Annotated in this window: 14 protein-coding genes; 5 read left to right on the top strand and 9 right to left on the bottom strand. The window is 74.1% G+C overall.

The features are described from left to right. Positions 1 to 48: 48 nt before the first annotated feature. From V6U82_RS02230 to V6U82_RS02205, 6 genes are all read right to left on the bottom strand, one after another. The gene (locus V6U82_RS02230; RefSeq protein WP_334458860.1) at positions 49 to 774 is read right to left on the bottom strand and encodes an ABC transporter ATP-binding protein; all 726 of its coding nucleotides are present in this window, start codon (positions 772 to 774) and stop codon (positions 49 to 51) included. After that, positions 771 to 1,901 (bottom strand): ABC transporter permease, encoded by a 1,131-nt coding sequence (locus tag V6U82_RS02225; RefSeq protein ID WP_334458859.1) that lies wholly within the window; start codon positions 1,899 to 1,901, stop codon positions 771 to 773. Before V6U82_RS02225 ends, V6U82_RS02230 begins: the two co-directional genes overlap by 4 nt. A 135-nt stretch (positions 1,902 to 2,036) precedes the next feature. Continuing rightward, complete coding sequence (locus V6U82_RS02220) at positions 2,037 to 2,459, bottom strand: DUF6069 family protein (RefSeq protein WP_334458858.1); 423 nt, start codon at positions 2,457 to 2,459, stop codon at positions 2,037 to 2,039. Continuing rightward, positions 2,452 to 2,919, bottom strand: a complete 468-nt coding sequence (locus V6U82_RS02215; RefSeq protein ID WP_334458856.1) for an SRPBCC family protein — start codon at positions 2,917 to 2,919, stop codon at positions 2,452 to 2,454. The genes V6U82_RS02220 and V6U82_RS02215 overlap by 8 nt, the downstream gene beginning before the upstream one ends. After that, positions 2,873 to 3,253 (bottom strand): ArsR/SmtB family transcription factor, encoded by a 381-nt coding sequence (locus V6U82_RS02210; RefSeq protein WP_181726770.1) that lies wholly within the window; start codon positions 3,251 to 3,253, stop codon positions 2,873 to 2,875. The genes V6U82_RS02215 and V6U82_RS02210 overlap by 47 nt, the downstream gene beginning before the upstream one ends. A 145-nt stretch (positions 3,254 to 3,398) precedes the next feature. Next, positions 3,399 to 4,778: an extracellular catalytic domain type 1 short-chain-length polyhydroxyalkanoate depolymerase gene (locus V6U82_RS02205; RefSeq protein ID WP_128138930.1), complete on the bottom strand. Its 1,380-nt coding sequence runs from the start codon at positions 4,776 to 4,778 to the stop codon at positions 3,399 to 3,401. 237 nt (positions 4,779 to 5,015) lie between these two features. Between V6U82_RS02205 and V6U82_RS02200 the strand changes: the two genes are divergently transcribed. From V6U82_RS02200 to V6U82_RS02185, 4 genes are all read left to right on the top strand, one after another. Next, positions 5,016 to 5,987: a PaaX family transcriptional regulator gene (locus V6U82_RS02200; RefSeq protein ID WP_334458854.1), complete on the top strand. Its 972-nt coding sequence runs from the start codon at positions 5,016 to 5,018 to the stop codon at positions 5,985 to 5,987. 78 nt (positions 5,988 to 6,065) lie between these two features. Further along, positions 6,066 to 7,319 (top strand): cytochrome P450, encoded by a 1,254-nt coding sequence (locus V6U82_RS02195; protein ID WP_334458853.1) that lies wholly within the window; start codon positions 6,066 to 6,068, stop codon positions 7,317 to 7,319. A gap of 96 nt (positions 7,320 to 7,415) precedes the next feature. Further along, entirely contained in the window at positions 7,416 to 7,676 is a 261-nt protein-coding gene (locus tag V6U82_RS02190; RefSeq protein WP_128138904.1) for an acyl carrier protein, read from the top strand. A gap of 65 nt (positions 7,677 to 7,741) precedes the next feature. Beyond that, positions 7,742 to 8,980, top strand: a complete 1,239-nt coding sequence (locus V6U82_RS02185) for a beta-ketoacyl-[acyl-carrier-protein] synthase family protein (protein ID WP_334458852.1) — start codon at positions 7,742 to 7,744, stop codon at positions 8,978 to 8,980. Positions 8,981 to 8,994: 14 nt separating this feature from the next. Here the strand turns inward: V6U82_RS02185 and V6U82_RS02180 are convergent, their stop codons facing one another. The 3 genes from V6U82_RS02180 to V6U82_RS02170 all read right to left on the bottom strand — a co-directional run bounded on the left by V6U82_RS02180 (position 8,995) and on the right by V6U82_RS02170 (position 11,368). Further along, positions 8,995 to 10,308, bottom strand: a complete 1,314-nt coding sequence (locus V6U82_RS02180) for a glycosyltransferase family 2 protein (protein ID WP_334458850.1) — start codon at positions 10,306 to 10,308, stop codon at positions 8,995 to 8,997. A gap of 11 nt (positions 10,309 to 10,319) precedes the next feature. Further along, entirely contained in the window at positions 10,320 to 10,613 is a 294-nt protein-coding gene (locus V6U82_RS02175) for a phosphopantetheine-binding protein (RefSeq protein WP_258544938.1), read from the bottom strand. A 74-nt stretch (positions 10,614 to 10,687) separates the two neighbouring features. Then, the gene (locus tag V6U82_RS02170) at positions 10,688 to 11,368 is read right to left on the bottom strand and encodes a 4'-phosphopantetheinyl transferase family protein (protein WP_334458847.1); all 681 of its coding nucleotides are present in this window, start codon (positions 11,366 to 11,368) and stop codon (positions 10,688 to 10,690) included. A gap of 65 nt (positions 11,369 to 11,433) precedes the next feature. Here V6U82_RS02170 and V6U82_RS02165 point away from each other — a divergent pair, with 65 nt between their 5' ends. Further along, a complete protein-coding gene (locus V6U82_RS02165) occupies positions 11,434 to 12,843 on the top strand; it encodes a condensation domain-containing protein (protein ID WP_334458846.1) in 1,410 nt (469 codons plus the stop codon). Positions 12,844 to 12,846: the final 3 nt, after the last annotated feature.

Genomic DNA, 12,846 nt, shown 5'->3' with positions numbered 1-12,846 from the left:
TCTCCCGCCGCCCGTGTCCGGCCCGCGTCGCTGCCTGCTCGTCGCGGTTCAGCTGCTCGTCGCGAGCTTGCCGTCGATCATCTCGTAGATGGTGTCACAGTATTGCAGCACGTCGTGATCGTGAGTGACCATCACGACGGCCACCGAGCGCTCCCGCGCCTCCTGGGCGAGCAGCCGGACGATGTCGTGGCTGCGGGCGCGATCGAGTGCCGCTGTCGGCTCGTCCACCAGCAGCACCGAGGGCTCGGTCATCAGCGCCCGGGCGATGCCGACGCGCTGGCGCTCGCCGCCGGAGAGCTGGTGCGGCCGGCGGTCGGCCTTGCCGGCCAGGCCGACGTGCGCGAGCATCTCCAGCGGGTCGCGCCCGGACCGCTCCCGTCGCCCGCCGAGCCGCAGCGGCAGGCGCAGCTGGTCGGCGGCGGTCAGCGCGGGGAGCAGGTTACCCGACTGGAACACGAATCCCACGTGCTGGCGGCGCAGCTCGGTGCGCGCCCGGCGGCTGGACACGGTCATGTCGTGCCCGGCCACTGTGACGGTGCCCTCGTCGGGGCGGGCCAGCCCGCCGGCGACGGCGAGCAGGCTGGACTTGCCCGCGCCGGAGGGCCCGACGATCGCGGCCAGCTCGCCCGGCGCGACGGTCAGGTCCACGTCGTCGAGCGCGTGCACGGTCTCCGCGCCGTCGCCGTGCCGCAGGTGCACGCCGCGCATGACCAGGCCGAGGTCGGCCGCGGTGGTGCCCGGCGCCGCGGGGGACGGTGTGGTCCGGCTGCTCATCGGTTGCCTCCCAGGGCGGTCGCCGGGTCGATGGAGGTGAGGCGGACGACTGCGGCTGCCGCGCCGACCAGGCCGAGTACGAGCAGTCCGGCCGCGGCGGCGGCGATGCTCTGCGGGTGCAGCGCGAACGGCACGTCGCCGCCGGAGATCAGCGCGCCGAGGCCGAGGCCGATCCCCATGCCGACGGCGATGGCGACGGCCAGCAGGATCAGCGCCTGGGGGAGGGCGTCGCGCAGCACCCAGCGGGTCGAGGCGCCCAGTGCCCGCAGCACGGCGACCTCCTGCTTGCGCTGGATCGCCCAGACCGCGAAGAACGCGCCGGCCACGAGCGCCGAGATGGCGTAGAGGAAGCCCTGGATCAGCTGGAGCGTGGTCGTCTCGGCGGTGTAGCCCGGCGAGGCCCCGTAGGACTCGTCGAGCGTCAGGCTCTCCGTGCCCGCCGCCTTGTCGCCCGCGGCCAGGTCCACCGAGTCGCCGTCGGCCGCGCGGACCGCGACGGCGGTGATCTCCTGGGCCGCCTGCGCCGGCGTCTGCGCGCCGGCCGGGGTGCCGGACTTGACCGCCTGCCACGTGGCCAGCGGCACGTACGCCACGTCGACGTGGCCGAAGGTGTCCTGCTGCTCGGTGACGCCGACGACGCGCAGCCGCGTGCCCAGCCGGTCCACCGTCACGGTGTCGCCGACGCGCAGCCCCGCGTCGATGGCGGTGGGGCTCACCACGATCCCGTCCGCCGGGCCGAGCCGGTCGCCCTCGCTGACGGCGGGCGACAGGAACGAGTCGGTCTCGACGCCGAACAGCGCCAGGTCGACCTCGGTGCCCCCGTCGGTACGCCCGTTGACCAGCGTGTTGCCGAACGGGGTCGCCTCCGCCACGCCCGGCTGGTCCCGCCAGGTGTCCACCGCCGAGGCGTCCACCACGCTGCGCGAGAACGCCGAGTCGTGCTGCACGCCGTGGGCGAAGGCGAACGAGGTGACCGGCAGGTTCTGCAGGCCGGAGACGCCGTCGCGGACCAGCCCGACGGACAGGCCGGACAGCATCACCATCAGCACCGAGATCAGCGCGATCACGGCCCCCATCAGGGCGAATCGCAGCCGCGCGAACCCCAGCTCGCGAATGGCCAGGAACATCAGCCGCCACCTCTCAAACTTGTCGACACCATGTCGCGATGTTAGCAACACGATGTCGGCAAAAACGGCCGGTGGTGGCTGTCTACCCGGCCACACCCGGTGACGGCGGGTGGGCGCGGCCGGTCGCGCCCGGCGTCAGGCGGCGACCGGGCCGGCGGCGCGGCGTGCGCGCCGGCCGAGGGCGGTCGCCGCGACGACGACGATCGGGGCGAGCGTGAGGTGGCACGCCGCCAGCGTGATCGTGCTGGTGGTGTCCAGGTCGGCGGGCAGCGTCATGGTGGCGATCGTGAGCACCGCGAGCGCCGGACCGACGATCAGCGCCGCCCGGACCGCCCAGGCGAACCGGGACGCCAGCAGGGCGACGGCGGTGAGCCCGAGCGCCAGCGGCAGCGCGCTGAAGCCCGCGACGGTCACCGCGTCGACCTCCATCCGCCGGCCGTCGGCGGTGAACAGGAAGGTGCCGCCGGCCGCCCGGCCGATCGCGTACACGATCAGGTTGACGACCACCGCGACGGCGGTGGCGAGCGCGACGACGGCGGTGCGGGACAGGTCAGCCACGGGAGGTCTCCTCCGCGTGCTCCCGGATCAGGTACGCCTCGATGCGGGCGAACGCGCCGGTCCAGACCTCGCCGACGAAGAAGTCGCGCAGCTGCGGGGTGGGGAAGCCGCTCTGCACCACTGTCATCAGCGTGCCGCCGTCGCGCGCCTCGAAGGTGACCTCGATGCGCGTGGTCATGGTCGTGCCGTCCGGGCCGGTGCCCGTCGACTCGGTGACCAGCCGGTGCGGGCGGTCGATCTCCAGGAACGTCTGCGTCTCGCGGAACAGCATGTCGGGGGAGGGGCCCCAGACCGCGGTCTGCCGCCCGCCGACCCGCAGGTCCACGTCGATCTCCACGATGCCGGGCTCCTCGTCGAGGATGCCGAACCAGATCTTCTGTTTGCCGGCGTCGGTGTAGGCGTCGAACGCCTCGTCAGGAGTGCCCGGCAATTGTCGTGTCACCCGCATGTGGAGCGTCATGGTCGCGGTCCTCCGTGGTGAGTGTGAGATAGGCGTCGAGGCCGTCGAGGCGGCGCGCCCAGAGCCGCCGGTAGAAGGCGATCCAGGCCATGGCCGAGTCCAGCGGCGCCTCGCTGAGCCGGCACTGCCGGGACCGGCCGACCTTGCGTGTCACCACGAGGCCCGCGTCCTCCAGCGCGCGCACGTGCTTGCGCATCCCGGTGAGGCTCATCCCGGTGGGTTCGGTCAGCTCGCTGATGGTGGCCGGGCCGGCGCCGAGCCGGATCAGGATGTCGCGCCGGGTGGGGTCGGCCAGGCTGGCGAACACCCGGTCGAGCGTCTCTTGCTGAACCACGAGGTTCACCGTATGACACTGAACCATTTGGTTCAACGTTATGCCGCAGGTGGGCTTGTGTACGCGTGAAACGGCCCCGCGACCTCTCGGGTCGCGGGGCCGTCCCCGGCGCCGTGGGAAGAAACGCCGGAGTGCGGGGTGCCGGTCAGGCGATCGTGCAGGGTGAGCCGTTGAGACTGAACGAGCCGGGCCGGGCGGTGTTGCCGGTGTGCGTGGCCTGGAAGCCGATGGTGGTCGAGCCGCGGGCCGGGATGACCGCGTTGTACGCGAGGTTGCGCGCGGTCACCTGACCCGAGGAAGGGGAGTAGGACGCGTTCCAGCCCGAGGTGATGGTCTGGCCGCCGGGCAGCGTGAACGCCAGCGACCAGCCGTTCACCGCGGTGGTGCCGGTGTTGGTGACGGTGATGTTCTCGGTCAGCCCGTTGTTCCAGGCGTTCAGCTCGATGCTCACCGAGCAGGCGCCGGTGCCGGGCGGCGGGGTGGTCGGGCCCGGCGTCGGCGAGAGGGTCGGGCTCGGCGAGACGGTCGGGCTCGGCGACACCGTCGGGCTCGGCGAAGTCGTCGGGCTGGCCGTGGCGGTCGGGCTGGGCGTGCTGGTCAGGCCGAAGAACGCCACCGCGGCCGCGGCCATGCCGGCCGACGGCAGGCTGTGCCCGGCGCCCTGGATGCTGTACGCCTCGACCTGGACGGTGCCGTTGCCGTCGGCGTAGCGCCGCCGGTTCCAGCCGGACTGCGGCGTGTCGGTGGACGTGGGGTTCTGGCTGAGGCCGAACACGTTCGTCCACTGCTCGATCGTCTCCTGGAGCAGCGAGTACGGCACCAGCGTGTCGTTGGTGCCGTGCCACAACTGCACCCGGGGGCGGGGCCCGGTGTAGCCGGGGTACGCCTGGCGGACCGCGTCACCCCACTGCTGCGGGGTGCGGTTCATGTTCCCGCCGGTGCACTGGCTGGAGCCCGGGGGATAGTCGGCGGCGCCGGCGAAGCAGTTGAACGGCACGCCCATGAACGCCGCGCCGGCCTTGAAGACGTCCGGGTAGAGCGCCAGCATGTGGTTGGTCATCATGCCGCCGGACGAGCTGCCGGTGGCGTAGACCCGGTCCGGGTCGGCGCCGTACTGCTGCTGGACGTAGCGGACCATCGAGATGAGCGACACCGGGTCGCTGCCGCCGCCGCGCCGCTTGGCCGCGTCGGACCAGGTGTCGAAGCAGTTGCCGAAGCCGGCCTGCTGGGTCGCGCTGGGATAGATCACGATGAACCCGTACCGGTCGGCCAGCCCGGCGAACTCGCTGCCGGAGTAGAAGCCGGGGCCGGAACCGCCGCAGCCGTGCATGGCCACCACTGTGGCCGGCCGGGCCGGGCGGGCGTCCGGAACGTAGACGTGCATGCGCATCCGGCCGGGGTTGTCGCCGAAGCTGGTCACCTCGGTCAGCGACGCCGCGTACGCGGGTTGGACGGCGGGGATCACCAGGCCGGCCGCCACCAGCGACGCGGCCAGGGCCACCACCATCTTGGCTCTGATTCTCACGGAGACTCCTTCGATCGCCCTGTGCGGGCGGGGACGGGCGGGTGCGCGCCGCGCCGGCGACCCGGGCCGCCGCGGTGTCGCGCCTCACCCACTGACGTGGATCGCCCGGCCCGGCTCCGTCGTATGGCACATAGTGTTCCGGCCGGACGCCGAAGTGTCAATCGATGTGCTCCGATGAGCTGCGGCGGCGTTCGTCTACAGTCGGTGCACCGTCCCTGAGCCGAGCCCGGAGCGCGTGTGGCAAGCCCGTTCGACATCGAGGAGATCTACCCGGACGAGGGGCCGGCGCCGCGGCTGCCCCGGCGGCAGGCCGGCACCTCGCCGCAGAGCGTCGCGGTGACGCTCCTGACCGACTACACGCTGCGTACCCGCGCCGCGCTGCCGTCCGCGGCGATCGTCGCGCTGCTCGGCGAGGCCGGCGTGACCAGCGCCGGCGCGCGCACCGCCATCAGCCGGCTGGCCCGCCGCGGTGTGCTGGAGGGCACCCGGCAGGGCCGCAACAGCTTCTACCGGCTCAGTCGCGCCGCCGCCGCCGACCTGTCCGCCGGCGGGAACTGGATCATCGCCTCCACCGCCGAGACGCAGGCGTGGGACGGGTGCTGGACCATCGTCGCCTTCTCGCTGCCGCAGGACCACGGCACCCAGCGCCGGGCGCTGCGCGGCCAGTTGCGCTGGCTCGGCTTCGCGCCGCTCTACGACGGGCTGTGGATCTCGCCGTACGAGCTGGCCGGGCCCGCGCGGGCCCGGCTCGCCCAACTCGCCCTCGGGGCGGTCACGGTGTTCCGGGGGCGGCAGGACGCGCTGGACGCGATCGGTCAGCGCGCCCCCGTGGACGCCTGGGACGTCGACGCGATCAGCGGGCACTACGAGGCGTTCCTGCGCCGGTGGACGCCGCTGGTGTCGCGGCTCGGATCCGTCGGCGGCGCCGCCGCCGTGCGGGCGCGGACCGAGGTGATGGACACGTACCGGCGGTTTCCCACGCTCGATCCGCGGCTGCCGCTGGAACTGCTGCCCGCCGGATGGCCGCGTCGGGCGGCCCGGGACCTGTTCGCCGCCGTCTACGACGGCCTGGCCGAGGCCGCCGAGACCCACGTCCGGGCGGTCGTCGCGCGGTTCGCCGACCCGGTGCCGCCCGGCATCCGGGCGCACACCACCGCCGACATGCTCGCCGGCATACGGGAGGACGGCTGTGCCGCGCCCGCGGGCTGACCGCGGCCCTCGCGCGTGGACACATCGGCGGCGGTGAGTCTAAGGTCGCGGCACCCCGGTATCCCGCGAGGAGCGGCCATGCGCGTCACCATCTCCCTCGACGAGCTGCTCGGTGACGAGGTGCGGCGCGACCCGTACCCGTTCTACGCCCGGCTGCACGAGACGGGGGAGGCGGTCGCGCTGCGGCCGGCCGACCCGCACGCGCTCGTCGTGCACGGGTACGACGCGGTCAGCCGGGTGCTGCGCGACCCCGTCTTCCGGGTGCTCGGCGCCGACTACCTGGACCGGGCCGGGGTGCGCTGGCGCGAGCACCAGGTCATCCGGATCCTCCAGTCGTCGATGCTCAACGCCGCCGAGGGGGACCACCTGCGGGTCCGGCACCTGTTCTCCCAGGCGCTCACCCCGCGCCGGGTCGCCGCGCTGGAACCGGCCATCGGGCGCATCGCGGACGGCCTGCTCGACGGGCTCGCCGCGGACGGCGCGGACGGCCGTCCGGTCGACTTCATGGCGGGCTTCGCGCTCCGGCTGCCCAGTGACGTCATCGGCGAGCTGCTCGGCGTGCCGGAGGCGGACCGGGAGTGGTTCCCGTCCCGGGTCCGCGCGTTCGACGCGGTGCTGGAGATCGGCCGCCGGTCCATGCGCGAGGTCCGGGCCGCCAACGTCGCGGCGGCGGAGCTGACCGCGTACTTCACCGATCTGGTCGCCGCGCGCCGGGCGCGCCCGCGCGACGACTTCGTCTCGGCGCTGCTGCGCGGCCTGGACGCCCAACCCGGCCGGATGACCGCCGACGAGCTGCTGGCCAACCTGATCATCATGTACAACGCCGGGTTCCGGACCACCGCGAACCTGCTCGGCAACGGGCTGGTGCTGCTCACCGAGCGGCCGGACGCGCGGGACGCGCTGCGCGCCGATCCGTCGCTGGCCGCGTCGTACGTCGAGGAGATCCTGCGGTACGAGCCGCCGGTGCACTTCGCGGTCCGGTACGCCGCCGCGGACACCGAGGTCGCCGGCCTGCCGGTGGCGGCGGGACGGACCGTGGTGGTGCTGACCGGCGCCGCGAACCGGGATCCGCGCCGCTTCCCCGACCCGGACCGGTTCGACCCGTCCCGCACCGACAACCGGCACCTGGCGTTCAGCGCCGGGCCGCACTACTGCTTCGGGGCGACGCTGGCCCGGGCCGAGGGGCGGCTGGTGCTGCCCCGCCTGCTGGACCGCTTCCCGGCGCTGGCCGCCGAACCCGGGCCGCGTCGCGCACTCATGCTGCGCGGGTACGACCGTTTGCCGGTACGGCTGACCGACCGGGCACCTTGCCAAACCAACCCGATCGAGTAAGGTCGATGCTACGCGGAGTGTCCGCTCCGCGCCTCACAGGTTCCGTCGAGCAGGTCGAGCGCGCCGCCAGGACACCGTGGAAGGGAAACACCGGACATGACCGACGAGATCCGCGCGTTCCTCCTCGCCGCACTCACCGAGATGAAGTACGACGTCTCGGACGTCGACGACGACACCGTCTTCGGCCCGGCCGGGCTCGACGTGGACTCCCTCGGCCTGGCCGAGCTGGCGGTGCGCGTGGAGGACCGGTTCGGGGTCGCCTTCGACGACGACGAGGCGGAGGACCTCGCCATGATGACGGTCGGCGAGTTCAGCCGGACCGTGGCGGCGCGCATCGCCCCGGCCTCGGCGCGCTGACCGATGTCGGTGCACCGCACCCGGCCGTGCCGCGTCCCGGCGTCCCGGCCGGCACGCCGGGGCCGGTGAGCGTGCGCGAACCGGTCACCGTCACCGGGATCGGTCTGGTCAGCCCGGTCGGCTCCACCGCAGCCGAGGTGTTCGACGCGGTCTGCGACGGCCGGTCCGGGCTCTCCCGCCCGCCCGCCGGCCATCCGCTGCACGGCGTGGTCGACGTCGCCGCGTTCGCCCCGGCGATCGACCCGGCGAGCGTGCTGCCCGGCCCGGAGTCACGCGTCGTGGACCGGTCGATCGTGATGGTGCTGCGCGCCGCCGGGGACGCGCTCGCCGACGCCGGACTGCGGATCGGCCACGACGTCGACCCGTACCGGGTCGCGGCCGTCGTCTCCGGCGTCGGCGGTCTGTCCATGCTGGAGGAGCAGGCGCTCGCCCGCGCCGCGCGGGGCCGGTTCGGGGTCAGCCCGTACATGCTGCCCGGGACGCTGCCGAACATGGGCGCGGCCCGCATCGCGATCAAGTTCGGCATCCACGGCTACACCTCGTCCATCGGCACGGCGTGCGCGGCCGGGGCGCAGTCGATCGGCGAGGCGCTGCGCATCCTGCGCGCCGGGGAGGCGGACGTGGTGCTCGCCGGATGCGCCGAGGCGCCGCTGTTCCCGACGTTCGCGTACGCGTTCGGCAACGCCCGGGCGCTCGCCCGCGGCTGGGCCGACCCGGCCGCCGCGAGCCGGCCCTTCGACAGGCGCCGCAACGGGCTCGTCCTCGGCGAGGGCGCCGGGGTGTTCGTGCTGGAACGCGCCGCGCACGCCGCCGCGCGCGGCGCCCACCGCCACGCCGACGTGCTCGGCTGGGGCGCCACGAACGACGCCCACCACCCGACCTCGCCGCGCCCCGACGGCGCGGACGCCGCCGCGTGCATGCGCATGGCCGTCCGCGACGCCGGGCTGGTGCCCGCCGACATCGGATACGTCAACGCGCACGGCACCAGCACCCGCGCCGGGGACGCCGCCGAGCTGGCCGCGCTCGCCGAGGTCTACGGCGCCGGCCCGCCGCCGCTGAGTTCGACCAAGGGCGTGACCGGGCACATGCTCGGCGTCTCCGGCGTGATCGAGGCCGCGATCGCGGTCGAGGCGCTGCGTCGCGGCCTGCTGCCGCCCACGCACAACCTGGACGACCCGGAGCGGGCGGACGAGGTCGACCACATCCGCGAGAAGGCGCGGGCGGCCGCGGTGGACGCGGTGCTGTCCAACTCGTTCGGCTTCGGCGGCCACAACGTCAGCCTGGTCCTCGCCCGGCCCGCCTGAGCGGCCGTCCGGCCTCAGCGGAGCGTGATCACCGTGGCGGTGTCGTACGCGGCGACGGCGACGGTGAAGTGCGGGCGCAGCATGTCGGCCGCGTAGTCGAGGTCGGCGACCAGCGGCACCGGCAGCAGGGCGCGCTGGTCCGGGCCGCTACGGGTGGCGACCAGCTCGATCCGGTCGGCCTTGAGCAGCCCTCGGGTGAGGAACGCGGGCAGATCCTCGGGCAGCAGGCACCGCCACATGTCGACGTTGACGATCACGTCCAGCGCGCCGGCCTTGAACTGCTGGAGCACGGTGCCGAGCAGGTGCGAGTTCGTCTCGCCGACCGGCGCGTCGTGGTCGAACGTGTGCGACCCGGCGCCCAGGTCCAGCGCCGACACGCCGTTACCGACGACCAGCGCCGCGCTCACCGCCAGCTCGTCGCGCAGCGGCGCGGGCAGGACGTCCGGCCGGCCCAGCCCGCCGGACCGGTACGCCTCGATCGCCTGGCCGTAGAGCCGGATACGGCCCAGGTGCCGGCCGAACGTGTTGAGCCCGTACAGCACCTCGACGTCGTAGCGCAGGTGCTTGCGCAGCAGGTACTTCATGTTGTCCATCGAGGCGAGCCCGTTGGACGTCCTGCGGAAGTGCGGCAGGTGGTAGGAGAGCGCCTCGGCGTCCAGCCGGAACAGCTCCGGCGGCGCGCCGTGCAGGTGGAACACCCGGTAGAAGAAGTCGAGGTCCTCGAAGCCCCACTTGACCATCGCCTCGTCGAACCCGCCGACCCGCCGGAACGACTCGTGGTCCACCGACGCGTTGTGGGTCAGGCCCAGCACCCAGGGCGCGCTCGGGAAGTCGTCCGTCCGCTGCCGGAGGGAGATGTCCTCCAGCCGCGGGTCGCCGCGCTCGGCGTCGAGCATCGCCGGGACGACCGGCTCGCCCCGGCGCAGCGCGTCCGCGCCGGCCCAGTCCAGGTCGTACCGCTGACCGAGCAGCACGCCCGGCCGGCCGGCCCGCCCGGCGTGGAAGTCACGGTGCCGTTGCAGCAGGCCGGGATGCGCCACGGTGTCGGCGTCCAGGAACATCAGCGTGTCCGCGCGGGCGCGGGCGGCCGCCGCGTTGCGGTTGGCGCTGCGGCCCCGGTTCCGCTCGCTGCGGACGTAGTCGATCCGCAGCCGGTCCCGGTAGGCGTCCACCACCGGGCCCAGCGCCACGGCCGAGCCGTCGTCGCCGACGACCACCTCGAAGTCCCCGGGCGGCAGCGTCTGCCGGGTCAGCGAGCGCAGCGTCGCGTCGAGCGCGGATGCGTTCTCGTGCGCGGGCACCACCACGCTCAGGCCGGGCCGGTCCATGGTCGGCCTGCTCAGCGCGGGGTGGAGTTGGCGGTGATGTAGTCGGCCAGGTCGCCGAGCGTGGCCATCCGGTCCTCGTCCAGCTCCTCGACGTCGATCTGGATCTCCAGCTCGTCCTCCAGCGCCAGCAGCAGCTCCAGCCCGAGGGAGGAGCTGAGGCCGAGATCGTCCATCAGCTGGGTCTGCTCGGTGACCGGCGCATCCGGCCGGAGCATGCGGGTCAGCAACACGGTCAGGCGGTCCACGACCTGGTCACGGGGCGGCGCGTCGGCCGGCGCGTCGTGTTCTAGCACCGGGCGTCCCACGAGTCGATCATGCGCGTCGGCATGGAGTCATCAGAGCAGGGGACATCGGCGGGTGTCAACGGGTACGGCGATCGTCACCGATCGTGACCGAGGCCGGTGCGGCTTTCGACGGCGTACGGCCCGTCGCCGGCGAGCGCGACCGCCACCGCGTACCCGGCGGGCGTGGGCAGGTCGGTGAGCCGGTGCGGGCCGGCCGGGTCGACGCACTCGACCACGTCGCCCGGGTGCACCGGCACGCCGAGGTTGGGCCACAGCCGGCCCCCGGCCGCCTTGACGGCCGCCTCCTTGCGCGCCCACAGCCGGGCGAACCGCAGCGCCCGGCCGGCCTGATCCGGTCCGGCGGCGACGTGCCGCGCCTCCCGCGGGTCGAAGAAGCGCGCGGACGCGGATACCGGATCCCCGCCCGGCGTGACGTGCTGGATGTCCACCCCGACCGGGCGGCCCTCGCTGAGCGCGACCGCCACGAGGTCGCCGGAGTACGACAGGCTCGTGTGCAGGCCGCTCCACGGGCCGGTCAGCGCCGGTTTGCCGTACCGGCCCCGGCGCCAGGTCAGCGCCGCCGGTGTCGTGCCGGTGGCCCGCCCGGCCAGGACGCGCAGCGCGCCGTGCGCAACCGTGAACCGGTCCCGCAGCGCCCCGGTGCCGAACCGCGCGGCCCGGTCCCGCTCGTCCGCGTCGAGCACCGCCCGGTACCGGGCCAGCTCGTCCGCCGGCACCGCTGCCGCAAGGATCCAGACCCGGACGGCGTCCCGCATGGACGGCAGCGTAACCGTCTGCCGTCACGTTGACACACGCCGATGCGCGTTGCTCTGATGAACGGGTGTTCGCGCCGACGGTCCAGGCCCAGGTACCCGTTCCGTTCGCCGGGCCGGGCGCCGGCACCGCGCCCCTGACCTGGGGACAGAAGGCCATCATGCAGGACATGCGGGAGACCGGCTGGACGCACAACGTCAGCGGTGCCCACCCGGTGCCGGCGGGGGTCACGGTCGAGCAGGTGGCGGCCGAGTTCGCCGCGCTGATGGCCCGGCACCCGGCGCTGCGGATGCGGCTCGGCCCCGGCGACGGGGACGGCCCGTGCCAGGTCGTGTCCGCGAGCGGAGAGACGGTCCTGGACGTGGTGGACGTACCCGACGACGCGGACCCCGCCGACGTGGCCGCGTTCGCCTACGACCTGGGCCACGCCCGCCTGCTGAGCCACTACGACCTCTACCGGGACTGGTCGGTGAGGATGGCGGTGATCCGGCACCGCGGCGCCCTGGTGCACCGGGTACTGACGATCGACCACCTCGTGGTGGACGGCACCGCCACGTCCCTGGTGCTGGCCGACCTCGGCCTGGCCGCCCGGCCGGTCCGCCGGGTCGCCGACCCGCGTACCGTGCAGATCCTCGACCTGGGCCGGCGGGAGGAGACGCCGCCGCTGCGCCGGGTCAGCGATCGGGCCGTGCGTCACTGGGCCGAGCACCTGCGCGACGTCCCGCCGCTGACGTTCGGTGAGCCGGCCGCCGGTGGACGCCGGGGCCACCGGTACTGGCACGGCCGGTTCAGCTCGCCCGCGGCGTACCTGGCGGTGCGGGCCATCGCGGCGCGGACCCGCACGGACACCTCGCGCGTGCTGCTCGCGGTCATCGCGATCGCGATCGGCCGGGCCACCGGCGTCAGCCCGCTCACCGCCAAGCTCATCGTCGGCAACCGGTTCCGGCCGGGCTTCGCCGAGGCCATCGCCCCGCTCAGCCAGAACGGCGTGCTCCGCGTCGACACCGCCGGCACCACTGTGGACGAGGTGGTGGCGCGCGCCCGCCGGGCCGCGGTCTCCGCCGGGAAGTACGCCTACTACGACCCGGCGCAGCTCGCCGAGGTCTCGGACCGGCTGGACGCCGAACGCGGATACCCGGCCCGGATCAGCTGCCGGATCAACGACCGGCGGGTGACGACCCGGCAGGCGGCCGACGGCGGGCTGCACGACGACCCGGTGACCGCCGAGCGGATCCGCCGCCGCGCGGACGAGACGTTCCTGGTCTGGGACGGCCCGCTGGACCATCTGCCCGAGCAGATGTTCATCACCGTCGAGGACCAGCCGGAGACGGTCCACCTCCAGGTGATCTTCGACTTCGGCTGCTTCACCGAGGAGCAGGCGGAACGTCTGCTGCGCGGCGTGGAGGAGGTGGCGGTGGAGGCGGCCCTCGACCCCGCCGCGCCGACCCGGGTCGTCCCCGGGTCGGCGGGCGGCTGAGCG

Source organism: Micromonospora sp. CPCC 205554 (assembly GCF_036902745.1).
GTDB classification, from domain to species: Bacteria; Actinomycetota; Actinomycetes; order Mycobacteriales; family Micromonosporaceae; genus Micromonospora; species Micromonospora tulbaghiae.
Note: the sequence above shows the minus strand (reverse complement) of the source record. Positions and strands in the feature narration are given on the sequence as shown.